Raw genomic sequence first — 18,907 nt, 5'->3', positions numbered from 1 at the left:
CCCGGATCAGGCGGGCGCGTCCGCTGCGGTGTGGACGCGCTCGCCGCCGATCCAGGTGCCCAGCACCCGGGTGTCCCCGATCGCGCGGGGGTCGCCGGCGAAGGGGTCCCGGTCCAGCAGGGCGAAGTCCGCCGCGAGTCCCACGGCGATCGAGCCCGACTCGCCGTCCAGGCCGTTCACCCACGCCGAGCCGGCCGTGGAGGCGGAGAGGGCGGTGGCGAGGTCGAGGCGCTGCCCCGGGAGGAACACCTCCTCGCTCCACCCCGGCTCGCGCTCGGACGGCGCCGAGAGCCGGTTCACCGCGACGTGGATCGCGGCGAGCGGGTCGGGCGTCGACACCGGCCAGTCGCTCCCCGCGGCGAGCACCGCGCCCGAGCGGAGCAGGTCGCCGAACGGGTACTGCCACGAGCCGCGCCGCTCACCGAGGAACGGCAGCGTCAACTCCACCATCTGCGGCTCCAGCGAGGCCCACAGCATCTGCAGGTTGGCCGCGACGTCGAGCGCACGGAAGCGCGGCAGGTCGTCCGGATGCACGATCTGCAGGTGGGCGAGGTGGTGGCGGTTGCCGCGGCGCCCGTTCGCCTGGATCGCCCGCTCGACCGCGTCCAGGCACTCGCGTACGGCACGATCGCCGATCGCGTGGAAGTGCACCTGGAACCCGGCCGCGTCCAGGAGCGGCACGGCCTCGTTCAGGAGGCGCGGGTCGACCATCGAGAGGCCGTCGCCGTGACCGTGGCCGCCGTGCCCGTCGAGGTAGGGCTCGAGCATCGCCGCCGTGAAGTTCTCGGCGACCCCGTCCTGCATGATCTTGACGGTCGTCGGCGCGAAGCGGTCGGCGGCGAGCGCCGCGCGCCGCTCGACGAGCTCCGGGATCTGCTCGACGCCGCGGCCTCGGTCCCACCACAGCGCACCGCGGACGCGCCCGGTCAGCTCGCCGCTCAGCGCCGCGCGGCGGTACACCGGACCGGGGTCGCCCACATCGCCGTAGGAGCCGATGATCGCGTCCTGCCACGCCGTCACTCCGAACGAGTGCAGGGTCTCCTGCCCGAGGAGCAGCGCCCGGTGGAGCTCGTCCGCGCTCGCGGGCGGGAGGTGGCGGCGGACTGCGTCCATCGCCCCCTCGTGCAGGGTGCCGGAGGGGGTCCCGTCGGCCAGGCGCTCGATGCGGCCGTCGGCGGGGTCCGGCGTCGTGCGGTCGATCCCCGCGAGGCGCAGTGCGGCGGAGTTGACCCAGGCGCCGTGCCCGTCGGCGTTGGTGAGGAAGGCGGGCCGGTCAGGGACGACCGTGTCGAGCTCGCGGGCGGTCGGGGTGCCTCCGGGGAAGTCGGGCAGGTTCCAGCCGCCGCCGAGGATCCACTCCGCTCCGCTCTCCCGAGCCGCGTACCCGGCGACCGTCGCCAGGTGCTCGGCGGGCGACCCTCCCGCTCCGAGCCAGCAGCGCAGCAGCGCGGCGCCGCCCCAGACCGGGTGCACGTGGGCGTCCTGGAAGCCGGGGACGAGCATCCGGCCCTCGAGGTCGACCACCTCGGTGCGCGGCCCGATCAGGTCGGAGGCGTCGGCGCCGACCGCGACGATCCGCCCTCCGACGACAGCGACGCCGTGCGCTCGGGAGCGCACGGCGTCGGCGGTGAAGACGGCGCCGCCGGTCAGGACGAGATCGGCGGCGCTCACGGGTTCAGAAGCCCGCGGGAGCGAAGGCCTGCGTCATCAGGGAGAACAGCGACACCGTCCAGCCGATCGCGATGAGGAACGACACGACCACGACGCCGAGGAAGACCCAGAGCGGGAGGAGGCCGCCGCCGGTCACGCGCTTCACGACCACGCTGCGGCCGATCACGTAGACGTAGGGAGCGGCGAGGAAGGCCCACGCCCAGTGGAACGGACGCTGCAGGCCGGCTCGCTTCAGCTGGCGCCAGTCGAGGAAGGCGAAGACGACCTCCGCCGCGTAGATCAGGAAGCCGACGACCTGGAGCACGCCGAGGCCGACGAGGTAGGCCGTCGACATCCCCATCGAGGAGCTCGGCCCGTAGGTCGAGGCCATCGACGAGTCGACGATCGCGCTCGGCGGGAGGAGGAAGATCGACAGCGCCGAGAGCAGCGGCAGGAGGACCACCACCCAGATCCACGGGGTGGACGTGACGATGCTCGTGTCGCGCTGCTGCACGGGTGCTCCGGGAGCCGCTGCGTAGGCCGGGTACTGCGGCTGCTGCTGGTTGTAGGGCTGCTGCTGCTGCTGGCCGTAGGGCTGCTGGCCGTAGGGCTGCTGGCCGTAGGGCTGCTGGCCGTAGGGCTGCTGGCCGTACCCCTGCTGGCCGTACTGCTGGGGAGCCTGCTGGCCGTAGCCCTGCTGCGGCTGCGGCTGCTGACCGGCGCCCTGCTGGCCGTAGCCCTGCCCGTAGACCTGCTGCCCGTAGCTCTGCTGCGGGTCGGCGGACGACGGCTGCTGCGGATACCGACCCGAGGCCGACTGCCCGTAGCTCGTCGCCGCTCCGCTCGACGTCTCCCCGTAGGCGGGACGCTCGGCGGGCGGCGCGGGCGGAGTCGGTGCGGTCGGCGGAACGGGAGTCACGGCGGCCTGCGCCGACCCGCTCTCGGCCGGGGCGGTGGGAGTGGCCGCCGGCGCGTCGCGGAGCGACTCCGTCCAGCCGGTCCCGTCCCACCAGCGCTGACGGGACGAGCCCGCCGGGTCCGGGTACCACCCGGCGCGGGGTCCGGAGGCCTCGCCGCCCGTGCTCGCGCCCTGGTCCGTGCCGGTTCCGTTGTCGTCCGTCATGGCGTCCTCCACTCCCCTCCGGGCGTCTGCCCGCGATCTCGGACCACCGTAGCGCCGCGACACGATGCATGGCCTGAGGGCGGGCTGATCGCGCGCTGTCCGAGCGCTGTCCGCTCCGGCAGACGCCGGAGGCCGCCGACCGCCAGGATGGACGCATGCCCCACCTCCTGCGAGCCCGCGCCGCCCTCTTCGACATGGACGGGACGCTCGTCGACTCGACGGCCGTCGTCGAGACCATCTGGGGCGCCTTCGCCGAGCGCTTCGCTCTCGACCACGACGCGGTGCTCGGCGCCGTTCACGGTGTCCGCGCCGCCGACAGCGTCCGCCGCTTCGCTCCGGCCGGCAGCGACGTCGACGCGATCGTCGCGGAGCTCGACGCGTACGAGCTCGAGCACACCGAGGGCACCGTCGAGATCCCCGGCGCGACGGCGTTCCTCGCCTCACTCCCCCGCGAGCGCGTCGCCCTGGTCACGTCCGCGAGCCCGGCACTGGCGGCCGCCCGTCTGGCCGCGGCGGGCGTCCCCTCCCCCGACACCGTCGTCACCGCGCACGACGTCGCGAACGGCAAGCCTGCTCCCGACGGCTACCTCGCCGCCGCGGCCCTGCTCGGCGTCTCCCCCGAGGACGCGCTGGTGTTCGAGGACGCCGAGGCCGGCATCCGGGCGGGTCTGGACGCCGGCACGCGCGTCATCGTCGTCGGGAGCCACGAGAGTGCGAGCACCCGGGGGCTGCCCCGGATCGCGCACTACTCCGACGCGCACGCCGCGCTCGAGGGCGACGAGCTCGTCATCACCCTCGGCGGGCCTCAGTAGCGGATCGCGTCGATCACCTTCACCCGCACGGCGACGATCGCCGGCACCAGACCCGCGAGCGCGCCGACGAGGGTCGCCGCCCCGAGCCCGAGCAGCGCCGCCTCGGCCGGGAAAGGCGGGATGTCGGCGATCCCGTTGTCCTGCACAAAGGCCACGGTCCAGGGGTTGGTGACGAGGATGACCGCGATCGTCACGCCGACCACTCCGGCGACGACGGTCGCCACGACGCTCTCCATCATGATCGAGAAGAAGATGCGGCCGGAGGAGGCGCCGAAGCTGCGCCGGATGCCGATCTCGCGGATCCGCTGCCGGACGGTGACCAGGGCGATGTTGAGCAGTCCGAGCGCGCCGAGCGCCAGCACCAGGCCCGCCACGCCGCCGATCACCCAGGTCAGCACGCCGAAGGGGTCGGAGTCGTAGACCAGGTAGTCCTGCCGGTCGACCGACACCTCGAAGTCGGATCCCAGGGCGCCGGCCACGTCGCGCTCCACCGCCGCGGCGAGGGGCTCGGCCAGGTCGAGCGGCACCCACATCTCGTAGTTCGGCACGCCCTGCCCGCCGAACTGCGGGTCGGCGTCGCGGGCGACCGCCGGGTAGGCGTCCGCGAGCATCATCATCGACGGATCCGTCTCGAACTGCGAGGAGGGAGTCACGCCGACCACCACGCCCGTGACGTCGCGCTCGGAGCCGAGCAGGGTGACCACCGGGTGGGTGCGCAGATCCGGGCTCCCGATCCGCTCCCAGAAGCGCTCGTTGACGACGAGTGCGGGAGCGAGGCGCTGGGAGTCGCGGGCGGTGAACCAGGAGCCGTCCACGATCTTCAGCCGGTGCATCTCGGCGAAGGGCTGGTCGACCGCCTGCACCGCGACGTCGACGGCGCCGTCGGCGAACTGGACGCGCGCGCTGCCGTAGGTCGAGCGGCTCGCGTAGGTGATGGAGTAGCGCTCGAGCGCACCGGTCCACGCGGCCTGGAGGGCGTCGGCATCCACCTCGGCGGTGCCGGTGCCGGAGGGGTAGGCGGAGAGGAAGAGGCTCGCCGGGCGCCCGCTGGAGCGCTCGGCCTGCTCGATGCTGGCCTGGCGGGCGATGCCACCGGCGGCGACGACCGCGGTCAGGGCGGCGACGGCCACCGCGACTCCGATCAGCGAGAGGAGCACGCGTCCGCGGTGGATCCGCAGCTCGGTCCACGCCTCGACGATCGCGCCGGCGATCCCGACGAGCGCGCGCATCAGAGGACCGCCGCCTCGGCGACGGGGCCCGCATCCGCGGTCGAGCCCAGGCGGCCGTGGTCGAGCCGGTAGTGGCGCTCGGCCCGCGCCGCGATGGCCGGGTCGTGGGTGATGGTGACCAGCGCGGAGCCGGACTCGCGGGCGATCTCGTCGAGCAGGCCCATCACGCTCTCGCCGGTGTCGGTGTCGAGGGCGCCCGTCGGCTCGTCGGCGAGGATCAGCCGCGGTCGGCGCACCAGGGCGCGGGCGATCGCGATCCGCTGCTGCTCGCCGCCGGACATGCGCCCGGGCATCGAGTCCACGCGGTGCCCGAGGCCGACCCGCTCCAGCATCTCGGCCGCGAGGTCGCGGCGGCGCCAGAACTCCGATCCGGTCGCGTAGAGCAGCGGCGTCATCACGTTCTCGCGGGCGGTCCGCCCCTCCAGCAGGTTGAACTGCTGGAAGATGAAGCCGATGCTGCCGCCGCGGATACGCGCGCGGGCCCGCGAGGACAGGGTCTCGGTGGGAGCGCCCTCGAGCAGCATCCGCCCCTCGGTGGGCTCGTCGATGAGTCCGAGGATGTTGAGCAGCGTCGACTTGCCGGAACCGCTGCGCCCCACGACCGAGACGTGGTCGCCCTCGCCCACCTCGAGATCGACGCCGTCGAGGATCGTCAGCGGCGGTGCGTCGGGCAGCGGGACGACCTTGCGGATCCCCTCGAGCCGGAGGATCGTCACGAGCAGAAGACCGAGCCGTCGGGCTGCGCGATGCAGTCGCCGCCCAGCTGGACGTCGGGAGCCGCCTCCTCCGCGCCCGGCACGAACTGCAGGAGCTCGGCGCCCTCCTCCACTCCGCCGGTGATCTCGACGGAGCTGCCGTCGGTGAGTCCCAGCGTCACCGGGACCTCCTCGGTGCTGCCGTCGTCCGCCCGGCGGAACACGACGCCGGACTGGGCGGTGCCCTCGACCGCGGTGGTCGGCACGACGAGGACGTCCTCCGCCTTGCCTCCCGCGAGCGTCACCGAGGCGGCGAGCCCGGGGAACACGGTGACCTCCGTCGGCACCTGGCAGGTGAAGCTCGTGCCGGAGCCGCCGGTGGAGGTCCCGCCGCCGCCGTCCGTCGCTCCGCCGGTCGTGCCGCCCTCGCCGGCTCCGGCGAGAGGGGTGCTGATGGTGAGGTCGGTGCAGGTGAAGCCGGCGGGCCCACCGGTGATCGCGACCTGCGCCTCCGTCGGCCGGTTCTGGATGCGGTAGAGCTGCTGCGCGTCGATCGTGCCGGTGACGGCGTAGCTCGGCGGCGCGACCTGTCCGGTCACCTCGCCGACCGTGACGGCCTGGTCGTGGATGACGCCGAGCGCGCTGAGGGTGCCGCCGGTCGCGGCGTAGACCCGCTCGAAGCGCACGGAGGGCTCCTGCTGGGTGAGGGTGACGGCGCCGTCCGGGCCGGTCGTCTCGACCGGGTCGCGCGGAGTCTCGACGCGGATGTCGTAGATGAGATCGCCCGACGCGACGGCCGCGCCCTGCTGCACGTAGACGTCGTCGACCGTTCCGGCCGCCGTCGCCTTCAGCGGCACGGCGGGGTCGGCGGCGACGGTGCCCTGGAGGGTGAGGTCGTTGGTGACCGTGCCGCGGGCGACCGTGACGGTCGGCTCGGTGATCTCACCGGTCGGCTGCGTCGGATCGGCCTCGGCCGCGCCGTCCGGGAAGAACGCGATCTTCACCAGGGCGATGCTCGCCGCTCCGATGATGACCATCCATACGATCGGGAACACCCAACGCCGAACCGCACCCATCAAGTCCCCCGACTCCGCTTCCAGGGCGCTCCGCCGTGGGGCGCCGGAGGCAGCCTATCCGGCGGGGAGGTCGCGTCACGGACCGTGGCGCGCCCGTCAGCCGGCGAGCGCCGCGACGATCGAGGCGACGCGGCGCGCCCTCGTCTCGGCGGCCTTCGCGCCCTCGACAGACGTGACGTGGGCCTTCCGCGCGCTGGGCGAGAGCGCGGCGAAGCGCTCCGCAGCGCCCGCCGAGGCCAGCGCGGACGCCAGGTCCTCCGGCACGACGACCTCGCGCGGCGCAGTGTCGAGCTCGATCACGACGTCGATCGCGTCACCGCCGGCGAGCTGCGTCTCGCGGCGCTTCTCGGCCGAGAACGGGATGAGCGCGCGTCCGCCCATCGCTCCGACCGTGCTGGTGAAGCGGTAGCCGTTCACCGTCACCGCGACGGCGGGACGCTTGCCGCCGCCGAGTGCCTCGAGGACCTCGGGCGGCACCTCGATGCCGGTGTTGTTGCCGATCTGGAAGAGCGTCGTGGTGAACTGCACGAGGCGATGATGGCACGGACTCCCGCGTGTCGCGCGGCCGATCGCTGTACTGACGAGGAGGGCCGTCGACTCGATCCTCGTCGACCTCCCGTTCACGGATCCGGAGCGCTCGAGGGCGTTCTCCCCGGCGCTCGGCCGGACCCTGAATCCTCTGCTCAGCCCTGCATCCTCTGTTCAGCGATGACGCCGCCTGCTCCGTCGCCTCCGAGCCCGTGTCCGCGATGCTCCTCCCGCACCCCTCCTTCTCGACCTCCAGGTCGAAGGAGATCATCGTCGCGCGCTCCCGGGTGCAGGACCTCGGCTCCATGCGGGCGCGGCCTCGAGGACCCTGACGGGCACGTCCGGGAGTCCCTGTACACGGATCCGGCCGCGGCCGACGCCGGTCCGCCCCGGGAGTGAGGGGTCGGTGCGCTCAGCAGGAGCGGGTCTCGGGGTCTCCGAGCGAGGAGCGCACGGCGTCGACCGTCATCCTGCCCTCGGGGTCGAGCCGGGCGAGCATGCGCGACATGATGTCGGCCAGCTGCGGGATCTGGTCGGCGTCGAGCGGATCGATGACGTCGGCCAGCACGGTCGCGACGTGACCGGGCGCCGTGTCGACGATCTTCTGGAGGCCGGCGTCGGTGAGCACCGCGTTCGTGGCGCGGCCGTCGGAGGCGCAGGGGCGGCGCTCGAGGTAGCCGCGGGCGACGAGGCGGGTCACCACGTGCGAGAGGCGGGGCAGGGTCGCGTTGGTGCGGGCGGCGAGCGTGGTCATCCGGAGGGCGCGGTCGGGCGCCTCGGACAGCATCGCCAGCGTCAGGTACTCGAAGTGCGTGAGTCCCGCGTCGCGCTGCAGCTGCGTGTCGAGGGCGCCCGGCAGCAGTTCCACGACCGCGATGAAGCGCAGCCAGGCGTCGAGCTGATCGGGCGTCAGCCAACGTGTCTCGGGCGCACTCATCCCCCCACCCTACCCACTACTTGCCGCGACAAGTAAGTCCCCCCGCGCCTCGTCGAGCCGCGTCCCGGGGCTCCGTCGGGAGGCCGACCCGCGCCAGCCTGATCTCACCATCCCCGCGAGCACCGCCCCCGAGGCGAACCAGCGATCCGCGTACCAGCGGATCGCTGCAGCCGTACGCACCCCGCCCTGCAGAACGCACCCCGTCGAGAAGCCGACCGCGCCACACAGAATCCACACCATCCCCGCGAGCACCGCCCCCGAGGCGAACCAGCGATCCGCGTGCGAGCGGATCGTTGTAGCCGAACGCCCCCGCTCCTCAGAACGCACCCCGTCGAGAAGCCGACCGCGCCACGCCCGTCAGGGACGGGCGTGGAATCGACTACAGCACGTCGTCGCTCAGATCGATCGGGTTGCCGAAGCGGTGGTTCGTGATCGAGATCGCCTGCTCGCGGAGGAAGGGCAGCAGTTCGACGCGGCCGGCGGGGGTGACCGGGTCGGCGTAGACGGCGGTGTCGAGGGCGCCGCCGAGGGCTTCGGCGAGGGCGGTCGCGAGGGGGACGCGGGATCCGTCGGCGCGGGTGAGCGGGACCGGCTTGCCTGTGCTGCCGCGGGTCATGCCGGCGACGACGTCGGTGAAGGAGCCGGTCGAGTCGGACGATCGGCGGACGACGGCCTGCTGTCCGTGCGTCGGGCTGCCGGGGGCCTGCGGGCCCGCGTAGCCGTCGACGCGGTCGGAGACGATGTCGCCGATGATGCGGATGCGCGGGGCCGTGATGCGGCCGGCGGCGGCGCGCTCGAGCCACTGGGCGTCGGTCTCGACGACGATGCGCGGGACGAGGCCCGCCATCTCGGCGAGCTCGTCGCCGCCGAGCATCTCCTGAACCCGCGGCGGGAGCGGGAGGGACGTGGAGATGTCCATCCGGGAGCGGGTCAGCAGGCCGGCGGCGATGACGCGGAGGAGCTCTCCGAGGTCGCCGCCGTCGGCCAGGCGCAGCGCGATCGGCACGCGGAGGTAGCGGAACAGGTTGCGCTCGACGCCGACCTTCGAGATGTCGGTGACGACTCCGAACTCGGTCGCCCAGGCGAGCTGGTCGGAGAGTGCGGAGCGGCGGAGCAGGTCGAACTGCTCGAACCGGAGCGAGGACTGGGCCGCCTCGATGAACTGGCGCGCGCGGTCGTCGAGCCCGCGCAGGTGCAGCGTCGAGGAGGAGCGCGCGGGCGAGGGCTTCCAGGAGCCGAGGCCGATGAGGTGGTTGGGTCCGCCCGCCTTCGCGCCGCCGCCGACGGACGAGCGCTTCCAGCCGCCGAAGGGCTGGCGCCGGACGATCGCTCCGGTGATGCCCCGGTTGACGTAGAGGTTGCCCGCCTCGACCGAGTCGATCCAGAGGGCGAGCTCGTCGGCGTGCAGGGAGTGGAGCCCGGCCGTGAGCCCGTACTCGGTGCCGTTCTGCATCCGCACGGCGTCCTCGAGGGTCGCCGCGTGCATGATCCCGAGCACCGGGCCGAAGAACTCGGTGAGGTGGACGTAGCTGTCCTCGGTGACGCCCTCGCGGATCCCGGGGGACCAGAGCGTGCCGCTCTCGTCGAGGCGCTGCGGCTCGACGAGCCACGACTCGCCTCCGCCCAGCGTGGTGAGCGCGTGCAGGAGCTTGCCGGTGGGCTCCTCGATGAGCGGCCCCATCACCGCCGACGGGTCGTCGGGCCGGCCGACGCGGAGCGACGTGACGGCGTCGACCAGCTGAGCGCGGAAGCGCTTGGAGCGGGCGACCGAGCCGACCAGGATCACCAGGGAGGCGGCGGAGCACTTCTGGCCGGCGTGCCCGAAGGCGCTGCGGACGATGTCGGCGACGGCGAGGTCGTAGTCGGCGTGGGGAGTGACGATGATCGCGTTCTTGCCGCTGGTCTCGGCCTGCAGTGCGAGGCCGGGCCGCCAGGAGCGGAAGAGGCGGGCGGTCTCGTAGGAGCCGGTGAGCAGCACGCGGTCCACGAGGGGGTCGGTGATCAGCGCCCGTCCCAGCTCCTCCTCGTCGAGGTCGACCAGGGCGAGGAGCTCCTGCGGGATGCCCGCGTCCCAGAGCGCCTCGACGAGCACAGCGGCCGAGCGGCGGGCCTGGGGCGCCGGCTTCACCACGACTCCGGAGCCGGCGGCGAGCGCCGCGAGGATCGATCCGGCCGGGATGGCGACCGGGAAGTTCCACGGCGGAGCGACGACGGTGACCCGAGCGGGGACGAAGGTGGCCCCGGTGACGGCGTCGAGCTCGCGGGCGCGGGTGGCGTAGTAGTGGGCGAAGTCGATGGCCTCGGAGACCTCGGGGTCGGCCTCGGCGATCGTCTTGCCGGTCTCGGAGGCCATCACCTCGATCAGGCGGTCGCGGTTCGCGGCGAGGACGAGGCCGGCGCGGTCGAGCACGGCCGCTCGGTCGTAGCCCAGGCGCTCGCCCCAGCGCTCCGCGCGGCGGGACACCGTGCGCAGCACCTCCTGGAGCTCCGCCTCGGTGCTCACGCGCGCGGCGTCGGCCGTGCCCGCTCCGATGGTCGAGCCGGCGATGCGCTCGGTGATCAGGCGCGCCCAGCGGCGGTTGCCGGGGAGGGCGGGGTCGGTGTCGGGCTCGTTGTGGAAGCCCGCGGTCGCGGCGGCGGCGCCGGAGCCGCGGCTGAGGCCGAGGACGGCCTGCGTCAGGCCCGCGGCGGCCGGGTCCTGCGCCCGCTCGCCGGCGCGGGCGTGCTCCTGCACGAGGCGGCGGCCGGAGCCGGAGGACCACTCCCGCAGGCGGTCCTGCGTGCGGTTCGGCGGCGGGACGGAGTCGTCGAGGGCCTCGAGCGAGGCGCGGAAGCGGCCGAGCTCCCGCTGCAGCACCTCCTCGTCGTCGAGGCGGAACGCGGCCGACAGGAAGTTCTCGGGGCTGCTGTTCTCCTCGAGCCGGCGGATGAGGTACGAGATGGCCACGTCGAACTCGTGCGGGTGCACGACGGGCGTGTAGAGGAGGAGGCGTCCCACGTCCTCGCGGACGGCGCGCGCCTGCCCGGTCGCCATCCCGAGCAGCATCTCGATCTCGACCGCGCCGGTCACCCCGCGCTCGGTCGCCGTGAGCCACGCCCAGGCGAGGTCGAAGAGGTTGTGCCCGGCGACGCCCACGCGCACCGCGTCGACGCGCTCCGGCCGCAGCGCCCGGTCGAGCAGGCGCTTGTAGTTCGTGTCGGCCTCCACCTTGCTGCCGACGGTCGCGAGCGGCCAGTCGTGCAGGGCCGCGTCGACCCGCTCCATCGCGAGGTTCGCGCCCTTCACGACGCGCACCTTGATCGGGGCTCCGCCGCGGGCCCGACGCTCCTGCGCCCACTCGGTCAGCTCGTCGAGCACGCGGACGGAGTCGGGCAGGTAGGCCTGCAGGACGATGCCCGCCTCGAGGTCGAGCATGCCCGGCTGCTCGAGGAGGCGCCGGAACACGGCGACCGTCAGGTCGAGGTCGCGGTACTCCTCCATGTCGAGGTTGATGAAGGTGGGGTCGGCTGCGGACGCGGCGGCCTGGTAGAGCGGGGTGAGACGCTCCACGACGCGGTCGACCTCCTCCTCGAAGGCCCACATCGACAGCTGGCTGACGACGCTCGAGACCTTGACGCTGACGTAGTCGACGTCCGGCCGCTCGAGCAGGCGGAGGGTCCCCTCGAGGCGGCGGCGGGCCTCGCGCTCGCCGAGCACGGCCTCGCCGAGGAGGTTGAGGTTGAGCCGGTCGCCGCCCTCGCGCAGCGCGGCGACGGCCGCACCGAGACGCGCCTCCGAGGCGTCGACCACGAGGTGCCCGACGAGGCGGCGGAGGACCCGGCGGGCCGCGGGCACGACCACCCAGGGCAGCACGGGGCCGACGGCGCCGCCGGTGCTGATCGCCGCGCGCAGGTAGGAGGGGAGGAAGGCGGGCGTCTTCGCGGTGAGCGCCGCGAGGTTCTCGGCCGCGACCGAGAGGTCCTCGGGCCGGGCGACGCCGTCGACGAACCCGACGGTGAAGTCGAGTCCGTTCGGGTCCTGGAGCACGCCCGCGAGCCGCTGGGCGGCGGGCTCGACCGGGAACTCGCCGCTGCGCGCGATCCAGCGGCGGACCAGGGACTCGACGCGCTCGATCATCGGGCGGTCGTCGACCTCGGGCTCGGCGGCGGCGGGCGCGGCGTGCTCCGACTCCGACGCGGCGTCGGGCCCATGCACGACCTCGTCCTCAGCGTCGCGCACGACCTCGTCCTCGTCCTGGATCTCGGACTCGCTCACGGCCTCGTCCTGAGCGTCGCGCACGACCTCGTCCTCGTCCTGAACACCGGACTCGCGCAGGTCCTCGTCCTCAGCGTCGGACTCCTGCTCGTCCTGAGGCTCAGCCACGTCCCCGCTCCCGGAGTCGCGGGCCTCACCGGCCTCGACCTCGTCGTCCGACTCCGTGCCGCCCTCCGGCGTCCGACCACCGACCGTCGCGTCGACGCCGCTCCGCACGGCCGCGTCGTCGGGCTCGCGCTCCGGGTCGCTGCCGGGCACACCTGGGGTCGTCGACTGCTGCATCCTCCGAGGCTAAGCCCGAGCCGCCGCCCGGACGCGGCGTGACGCGGTGGTCGCGCCGACTCGCCCGCGAGCCGCCCCTGTGGAGGAGCGGATCAGTGCCGGCGGTGGTCCTGGATGGTCATCCGCGGGCCGTGCCGCGGCTTCCTCGCTCCGCTGCAGCCGATCAGCCGGATGATCCGCTGCCGGTGCCCGCGCCACGGCTCGAGGAGCTCGAGCATGCCGTCGTCGTCGACCCCGAGCCGACCCGTGAGCGCGAAGCCGACGGCCGCGGCCAGGTGGTAGTCGCCCACGCTGACCGCGTCCGGATCGCCGTGGGCGAGCATCATCACCTCGGACGCCGTCCACGGCCCGATCCCCGGCACCGACTGCAGCCGGCGGGCGACCTCGTCGCCGCCCCGCCCGAGCGCGAGGGTCCGCTCGAGGCCGGAGGCGACGAGCGCGGCGGTGAGGACGGTCCGCGAGCGCCGCGGATCCACTCCCGCGCGGTGCCAGTCCCACGAGGGCACGCGCCGCCACTGCTGCGCGCTCGGAGCCACGTGCAGAGCGACCGGCCCCGGGGCGGGCTCCCCGTGGAGGCGCACCAGCACCCGGTAGGCGCGCCACGCCTCCGTGCTCGTGACCTTCTGCTCGAGGACCGACGGCGCGAGCATCTCGAACACCAGGTTCGTGCGCGTGAGGCGCAGGCCCGCCGAGCGGCGGAGCACCTCGGCGAGCGGCGCGTGGGCCGACAGGTCGAGCCCGCTCCAGTCGTCGCCGTGGCCGAGGAGCTCGGGGACCGCGTCGATCAGCCACTCCGCTCCCCCGCCCCAGGCGCGCGCGTGGATCGCGCCGTCCGCCGCCTGCCGCAGATGCAGCGTGCCCGGGCCGAGCGGCGTGCGGAACGCCCGCCAGAAGCCGGACGCGTCGAGGAGCATGGTCGGGTCGCCCGAGCCCCGCAGCAGCGTGCGGAGGGTGAGCTCGAGGCTCACGGGCTCCGACGGCGCGTAGACCGTCGCCCAGGAGGGCTCGGGAGCAGGGGCGGGGATCGACACGCAGTGATGCTAACCGGCGGCTCCGACACCGGATCGGACGCTCCTCCGCAGAACCCCCATCCACGACGTGTTCGGAGCGACACGCCCGGCGGATTGGTTCAGACGGCGTGAACACATGCGCGGATCCGATCGCCCGTTTCCACTGGTCAGCAGGTCGGTCCCGGGCGTAGCTTCGCGCTGTCGCGGCGGCGCTCCAGCTGCCCGGCACCCGCCTAACACTGGAGATGCGCACATGTTCGACACGACCTTCATCCGCAACGCGATCGTCAAGAGCTCTGAGACCGCTCTCGACCGTCGCCGCTTCTTCGAGGCCACCGGCGTCGCCGGCCTCGGCATCGGAGCCGCGGCCCTCGCCGCGCCCACCGCCTCCGCCGAGGAGGTCGCTGCCAGCGGCCCCAGCGACGCCTCGATCCTCAACTTCGCCCTCAACCTCGAGTACCTCGAGGCCGAGTTCTACCTCCGCGCCGTCTACGGCACCGGCCTCGGCGGCTCGGACGTGACCGGCAAGGGCACGCCCGGCGGCGTCATCGGCGGCCGCCCCGTCGACTTCAAGACCCCGTGGCTGAAGAGCTTCGCCACCGAGGTCGCGAACGACGAGAAGGCCCACGTGCAGTTCCTGCGGGCCGCGCTGGGCACCGCGAAGGTGGCCCGCCCGGCGATCAACCTGAAGGACAGCTTCAACTCCGCCGCCGTTGCGGCGGGGCTGATCAAGGCGGGTCAGTCGTTCGACCCGTTCGCGAGCGAGTCGAACTTCCTGCTCGGCGCCTTCGTCTTCGAGGACGTGGGAGTGACCGCCTACAAGGGCGCCGCCCCGCTCATCCAGTCGAAGACCTACCTCGACGCGGCCGCCGGCATCCTCGCGGTGGAGGCGTACCACGCGGGCGCGATCCGCTCGGCGATCTACGCCGCCGACCTGTCCGACTCGGCGAACAAGCTCTCCGACGCGCGCGACAGCCTCGACGGCAAGACCGACCTCGACCAGGGCGTCAAGGTCAACGGCCAGGCGAACATCGTCCCGACCGACGGCAGCTCCATCGCGTTCAGCCGCACCCCGGGCCAGGTCCTCAACATCGTGTACCTGAACCCCGCGGCCGGGACGCGCACCGGCGGATTCTTCCCCCGCGGCGTCAACGGCGAGCTCGTCACGACCTAGTCCCACCAGCACCGAGCACGACGACGGGCCCTTCCTCGAGGCGGCGAGGAGGGGCCCGTCGTCGTCCGCGTGCACATCCGTTCACCGGGTCCTCTAACCTGAGCGAGTGAAGATCGGGATCCTGACCTCCGGTGGCGACTGCCCCGGCCTCAACGCCGTCATCCGCGGTGCCGTCTACAAGGGCATCAAGGTCTACGACCAGGAGTTCGTGGGCTTCCGGAACGGCTGGCGCGGAGTGGTCGACGGCGACCTCCTGCCCCTGGGCCGCCCCGAGATCCAGGGCATCGCCAAGCAGGGCGGCACGATCATCGGCACCAGCCGGACGAACCCCTTCGAGGGCGAGAACGGCGGCCCCGAGAAGATCGCCGAGATGATGGACCACAACGGCATCGACTCGATCATCGCGATCGGCGGCGAGGGCACCCTGGCGGCGGCCAAGCGCCTCACGGACGCGGGCCTCAAGATCGTCGGAGTCCCGAAGACCATCGACAACGACCTCGGCGCCACCGACTACACCTTCGGCTTCGACACCGCCGTCGGCATCGCGACCGACGCGATGGACCGCCTCCGCACCACCGGCGACTCGCACGGCCGCTGCATGGTCGCCGAGGTCATGGGCCGCCACGTCGGCTGGATCGCCCTGCACTCCGGCATGGCCGCGGGCGCCCACGTCATCCTCATCCCGGAGAAGCGCACCTCCCTAAACCAGATCGTCGAGTGGGTGCAGAGCGCGCAGGACCGCGGGCGCGCACCGCTCGTCGTGGTCGCCGAGGGCTTCTCGCTCGACACGATGGACGACGCCCACTCCGAGCGCGGCCTCGACGCCTTCGGCCGGCCCCGCCTCGGCGGCATCGGCGAGCTGCTGGCTCCGCTCATCGAGGAGCGCACCGGCATCGAGACCCGCGCCACGACGCTCGGCCACATCCAGCGCGGAGGCACGCCCACCGCGTTCGACCGCGTCCTCGCGACCCGCCTGGGCATGGCCGCCATCGACTCCGTCGTCGCCGAGCACTGGGGCCGCATGGTCGCCCTGCGCGGCACCGACATCTACCACGTGGACTTCGCCGAGGCGCTCGGCACCCTCAAGACGGTCCCGGACGCCCGCTACGAGGAGGCGCGCACCCTCTTCGGGTAGCGCGCGCTCCCCGCGGAGCGGGTCAGCCCTTCGCGCCGTCCGGCGTCGCCGTGGCGACGATCTGCGCCCGCGCGAGGGTGTGGAAGTGCGCGTTGAAGCCGAGGATCGCCGGCGTCGACTCCGGATCGAGGTCGAGCGACTCGACGTCGAGGGCGTGCACCACGAAGAAGTAGCGGTGCTCGCGGTCCGGCGGCGCCGCTCCGACGAACTGGCGCAGCCGCATCTCGTTGGGCAGCGTCTGCGCGCCCGCCGGGAGCAGCTCGAAGCCGGCGGCTCCGGCTCCCGTGGGGAGCTCCGTGGTGTCGGCCGGGAGGTTGTAGACGGCCCAGTGCCAGAAGCCGGAGCCGGTGGGCGCGTCGGGGTCGAACACCGTCACGGCGAAGCTCTTCGTCTCGGCGGGGGCTCCCGACCAGCGCAGGTGCGGCGAGACGTCCTCCCCGCCGGAGCCCTCGCCGTAGTGGCGGGCGGACAGGGGCGCACCGTCGGCGATGTCGTCGCTCTCGAGCGCGAAGGTCGGCACCTCGCCGAGGCGGGCGTAGGGGTCGTAGGTCCAGTCGGACATCCGGTTTCTCCGTTCGGGAAGGGCGGGCGGGGGCCCGCGCCCTCAGCCTAGGAACCCGGCGGTGCGCGCCGAAGGGCTTGCGGAGGGGGTCAGGACCCGAGATAGCGCCCGGGCCGGTGGTTGAACGCCAGGACCAGGTTGAGCACCACCACTCCCGCCGCCGAGATCAGCACGTTCAGCGGAGGCACCACCAGCAGCGCGGCCGCGACCACGCACGCGTCGAGCGCCATCATCACGTAGCCCGCCCGCCAGCCGAGCCGCTCCTGCGCGATCAGGGCGACGATGCTGAATCCGCCCAGGCTCGACCCGTGCCGGAAGAGGATCAGGAGGCCGATCCCCGCGAGCACGTCGCCCGTGAGGACGCCGTAGACGGGCTCGATCCGCAGCTCGCCGAACGCCAGCGGGTGCAGGCCCGCCAGGACCGAGACCAGCACGATCGAGAACATGGTCCGCAGCGTGAAGCGCCAGCCCTTCTTCCACAGCGAGAGGGCGAGGAACGGCACGTTGACCGTGACGAGGATCACGCCGAACGGGATGTCGAGCGGGTACCCCAGCAGCAGTGCGAGACCCGCGGTGCCGCCCGTGACCGCCTGGCTCGCGCGCAGCAGGTAGAGGCCGAGCGACACGACGAACGCACCGGTGACGAGACCGAAGACGTCCTCGAGGCGGGAGTGCGGCACGGGGGCGGAGGCGTCGGGCACCCGACGATGCTGCCACACGCCGCGCCCCGGTCCGGACGTCCTCGTAGGATGTGCCGGTGCTGCCGAAGATCCTGCTGTTCTACCGCTTCGTGCCGCTGGCCGACCCCGAGTCCGTGCGGCTGTGGCAGCGCGAGCTGTGCGAGTCGCTGGGCCTGCGCGGGCGCCTGCTGATCTCGGAGCACGGGGTGAACGGCACGCTGGGCGGCGGGATGGACGCCCTGAAGCGCTACGTCCGCCGCACCCGTGAGCACTCGGCCTTCCACGGACTCGAGGTGAAGTGGAGCGACGGCTCCGGCCTCGACGACGACGGCCGCAGCCTCGACTTCCCCGGTCTCTCGGTGAAGGTGCGCGACGAGATCGTCTCGTTCGGCGCGCCCGACGAGCTGCGGGTCGACGCCGACGGGGTCGTCGGGACGGCGCCGCGGCTCGACCCGGACCAGCTGGACGCCCTGGTCGCCGAGCGCGACGACGTGGTGCTCTTCGACGGCCGCAACGCCTTCGAAGCCGAGATCGGCCGGTTCGAGGGGGCGATCGTGCCGGGGGTCTCCAGCACCCGCGAGTTCGTCGAGCAGCTCGACGCCGGCGTCTACGACCACCTCAAGGGCCGGCCCGTCGTCACGTACTGCACCGGCGGCATCCGCTGCGAGGTGCTGTCGAGCCTGATGACGGCGCGCGGCTTCGGCGAGGTGTACCAGCTCGACGGCGGCGTCGTCCGCTACGCCGAGGCGCGGCGCGACCGCGGGCTGTGGAAGGGGGCCCTGTACGTCTTCGACGGCCGCGGCTCCGTCTCCTTCTCCCCCGACGCCGAGGTGCTGGGCCGCTGCACCTCGTGCGCCGCGCCGACCAGCCGGATGCGCAACTGCACCGACCTCTCCTGCCGCGCCCAGCTCGTCGTGTGCGCGGACTGCGATGCGGCGGCCTGCGCCGCGCACGCGGGCCCTACGCTCGTGCCATGAGCATCGAAGCGCGCGGGCGCACCCTCGTCGACCTCCACACCGCCCCCGAGCTGCTGCAGGTGGTGAACGTCTGGGACGTGATCAGCGCGACCACGGTCGCCGCGCTCCCGGAGACCCGGGCGCTCGCGACCGCCAGCCACTCCATCGCGGCGGCGTTCGGCTACGAGGACGGCGAGCGGATCCCGCTGGAGCTGCACCTCGGCATGATCGAGCGCATCGTCGCCGCCGTCGAGGTCCCGGTCTCGGCCGACCTCGAGGCGGGCTACGGCGACACGGGCGAGACGGTCCGCCGCGCGATCGGGATCGGCGTCGTGGGCGCGAACCTGGAGGACCAGGCGAAGCCGCTCCCGGAGGCGCTGCGGGCGGTCGAGAAGGCCGTCGCCGCGGCCGAGGAGGAGGCGGTGCCCTTCGCTCTCAATGCCCGCACGGACGTGCTCCTCCGCGCCGGCGACCGCGACCGCGGCGAGGTCCTGGCCGACGCGATCGAGCGCGGCCGCGCCTACCTCGACGCCGGCGCCACCTGCTTCTTCGTCCCCGGGCTGCTCCAGGACGCCGAGCTGGAGTCCCTCGTCGCCGCCCTCGGGCGGCAGCGCGTCAGCGTCATCGGCGTCCCCGGATCGCAGTCGCCCGCCCGCTTCGAGGAGCTCGGGCTGGCCCGCGTCTCCTACGGTCCGTGGACGCAGCGCGTCGCCCTGACGGCGCTCCAGGACGCGGCCGCCGCCCTCTACTCCGGCGGATCGCTCCCCGAGGGCACCCGGCCCCTGAACTGACCGCCCGGCCGC

At 73.4% G+C, this 18,907-nt stretch carries 16 protein-coding genes; 5 read left to right on the top strand and 11 right to left on the bottom strand.

Annotation, left to right across the window (positions count from 1 at the left end):
- Positions 1 to 6: 6 nt before the first annotated feature.
- Positions 7 to 1,671, bottom strand: a complete 1,665-nt coding sequence (locus C5C29_RS09925) for an amidohydrolase (RefSeq protein ID WP_104222857.1) — start codon at positions 1,669 to 1,671, stop codon at positions 7 to 9.
- Between the two features lie 4 nt (positions 1,672 to 1,675).
- Positions 1,676 to 2,773, bottom strand: coding sequence for a DUF2510 domain-containing protein (locus C5C29_RS09920; RefSeq protein WP_146082223.1), 1,098 nt, complete (start codon positions 2,771 to 2,773; stop codon positions 1,676 to 1,678).
- A 155-nt stretch (positions 2,774 to 2,928) separates the two neighbouring features.
- Here C5C29_RS09920 and C5C29_RS09915 point away from each other — a divergent pair, with 155 nt between their 5' ends.
- Positions 2,929 to 3,585, top strand: a complete 657-nt coding sequence (locus C5C29_RS09915) for an HAD-IA family hydrolase (RefSeq protein ID WP_104222859.1) — start codon at positions 2,929 to 2,931, stop codon at positions 3,583 to 3,585.
- Here C5C29_RS09915 and C5C29_RS09910 read toward each other — a convergent pair.
- The 7 genes from C5C29_RS09910 to C5C29_RS09870 all read right to left on the bottom strand — a co-directional run bounded on the left by C5C29_RS09910 (position 3,579) and on the right by C5C29_RS09870 (position 13,618).
- Positions 3,579 to 4,814, bottom strand: a complete 1,236-nt coding sequence (locus tag C5C29_RS09910) for an ABC transporter permease (RefSeq protein WP_104222860.1) — start codon at positions 4,812 to 4,814, stop codon at positions 3,579 to 3,581. The two genes, C5C29_RS09915 and C5C29_RS09910, sit on opposite strands and share 7 nt — an antisense overlap.
- Entirely contained in the window at positions 4,814 to 5,530 is a 717-nt protein-coding gene (locus tag C5C29_RS09905) for an ABC transporter ATP-binding protein (RefSeq protein ID WP_104222861.1), read from the bottom strand. Before C5C29_RS09905 ends, C5C29_RS09910 begins: the two co-directional genes overlap by 1 nt.
- Complete coding sequence (locus tag C5C29_RS09900) at positions 5,527 to 6,546, bottom strand: efflux RND transporter periplasmic adaptor subunit (RefSeq protein WP_104222862.1); 1,020 nt, start codon at positions 6,544 to 6,546, stop codon at positions 5,527 to 5,529. The genes C5C29_RS09905 and C5C29_RS09900 overlap by 4 nt, the downstream gene beginning before the upstream one ends.
- Before the next feature lie 135 nt (positions 6,547 to 6,681).
- Entirely contained in the window at positions 6,682 to 7,113 is a 432-nt protein-coding gene (locus C5C29_RS09895) for a YdeI/OmpD-associated family protein (protein WP_104222863.1), read from the bottom strand.
- Positions 7,114 to 7,525: 412 nt separating this feature from the next.
- Positions 7,526 to 8,050 (bottom strand): MarR family winged helix-turn-helix transcriptional regulator, encoded by a 525-nt coding sequence (locus C5C29_RS09885; RefSeq protein WP_104222864.1) that lies wholly within the window; start codon positions 8,048 to 8,050, stop codon positions 7,526 to 7,528.
- Between the two features lie 379 nt (positions 8,051 to 8,429).
- Positions 8,430 to 12,167, bottom strand: a complete 3,738-nt coding sequence (locus C5C29_RS09880) for a proline dehydrogenase family protein (protein WP_104222948.1) — start codon at positions 12,165 to 12,167, stop codon at positions 8,430 to 8,432.
- A gap of 512 nt (positions 12,168 to 12,679) precedes the next feature.
- The gene (locus tag C5C29_RS09870; protein ID WP_258062203.1) at positions 12,680 to 13,618 is read right to left on the bottom strand and encodes a DNA-3-methyladenine glycosylase; all 939 of its coding nucleotides are present in this window, start codon (positions 13,616 to 13,618) and stop codon (positions 12,680 to 12,682) included.
- A 232-nt stretch (positions 13,619 to 13,850) separates the two neighbouring features.
- Between C5C29_RS09870 and C5C29_RS09865 the strand changes: the two genes are divergently transcribed.
- Both C5C29_RS09865 and C5C29_RS09860 read left to right on the top strand, forming a co-directional pair.
- The gene (locus tag C5C29_RS09865; protein ID WP_104222865.1) at positions 13,851 to 14,771 is read left to right on the top strand and encodes a ferritin-like domain-containing protein; all 921 of its coding nucleotides are present in this window, start codon (positions 13,851 to 13,853) and stop codon (positions 14,769 to 14,771) included.
- 106 nt (positions 14,772 to 14,877) lie between these two features.
- Positions 14,878 to 15,906, top strand: a complete 1,029-nt coding sequence (locus C5C29_RS09860) for a 6-phosphofructokinase (protein WP_104222866.1) — start codon at positions 14,878 to 14,880, stop codon at positions 15,904 to 15,906.
- A gap of 22 nt (positions 15,907 to 15,928) precedes the next feature.
- On the opposite strand, the gene C5C29_RS09855 is transcribed toward C5C29_RS09860, so the two are convergent.
- Positions 15,929 to 16,468, bottom strand: a complete 540-nt coding sequence (locus tag C5C29_RS09855) for a YbhB/YbcL family Raf kinase inhibitor-like protein (protein ID WP_104222867.1) — start codon at positions 16,466 to 16,468, stop codon at positions 15,929 to 15,931.
- 89 nt (positions 16,469 to 16,557) lie between these two features.
- Positions 16,558 to 17,169, bottom strand: coding sequence for a YitT family protein (locus tag C5C29_RS09850; protein ID WP_244230588.1), 612 nt, complete (start codon positions 17,167 to 17,169; stop codon positions 16,558 to 16,560).
- A 56-nt stretch (positions 17,170 to 17,225) separates the two neighbouring features.
- Between C5C29_RS09850 and C5C29_RS09845 the strand changes: the two genes are divergently transcribed.
- Positions 17,226 to 18,125 (top strand): rhodanese-related sulfurtransferase, encoded by a 900-nt coding sequence (locus C5C29_RS09845; protein WP_104222869.1) that lies wholly within the window; start codon positions 17,226 to 17,228, stop codon positions 18,123 to 18,125.
- The gene (locus C5C29_RS09840) at positions 18,122 to 18,895 is read left to right on the top strand and encodes an isocitrate lyase/phosphoenolpyruvate mutase family protein (RefSeq protein ID WP_104222870.1); all 774 of its coding nucleotides are present in this window, start codon (positions 18,122 to 18,124) and stop codon (positions 18,893 to 18,895) included. Before C5C29_RS09845 ends, C5C29_RS09840 begins: the two co-directional genes overlap by 4 nt.
- The last annotated feature ends 12 nt before the right edge of the window (positions 18,896 to 18,907 follow it).

Origin of the sequence: Rathayibacter sp. AY1H2 (genome assembly GCF_002931985.1) — a bacterium.
In the GTDB taxonomy this organism is placed as follows: domain Bacteria; phylum Actinomycetota; class Actinomycetes; order Actinomycetales; family Microbacteriaceae; genus Rathayibacter.
Note: the sequence above shows the minus strand (reverse complement) of the source record. Positions and strands in the feature narration are given on the sequence as shown.

Bases quoted from the DNA above. Each gene is read 5' to 3' on its own strand.
- C5C29_RS09920 (WP_146082223.1), bottom strand. From the start codon at position 2,773: ATGACGGACGACAACGGAACCGGCACGGACCAGGGCGCGAGCACGGGC.
- C5C29_RS09915 (WP_104222859.1), top strand. From the start codon at position 2,929: ATGCCCCACCTCCTGCGAGCCCGCGCCGCCCTCTTCGACATGGACGGG.
- C5C29_RS09910 (WP_104222860.1), bottom strand. From the start codon at position 4,814: ATGCGCGCGCTCGTCGGGATCGCCGGCGCGATCGTCGAGGCGTGGACC.
- C5C29_RS09900 (WP_104222862.1), bottom strand. From the start codon at position 6,546: ATGGTCATCATCGGAGCGGCGAGCATCGCCCTGGTGAAGATCGCGTTC.
- C5C29_RS09885 (WP_104222864.1), bottom strand. From the start codon at position 8,050: ATGAGTGCGCCCGAGACACGTTGGCTGACGCCCGATCAGCTCGACGCC.
- C5C29_RS09880 (WP_104222948.1), bottom strand. From the start codon at position 12,167: ATGATCGAGCGCGTCGAGTCCCTGGTCCGCCGCTGGATCGCGCGCAGC.
- C5C29_RS09865 (WP_104222865.1), top strand. From the start codon at position 13,851: ATGTTCGACACGACCTTCATCCGCAACGCGATCGTCAAGAGCTCTGAG.
- C5C29_RS09855 (WP_104222867.1), bottom strand. From the start codon at position 16,468: ATGTCCGACTGGACCTACGACCCCTACGCCCGCCTCGGCGAGGTGCCG.
- C5C29_RS09840 (WP_104222870.1), top strand. From the start codon at position 18,122: ATGAGCATCGAAGCGCGCGGGCGCACCCTCGTCGACCTCCACACCGCC.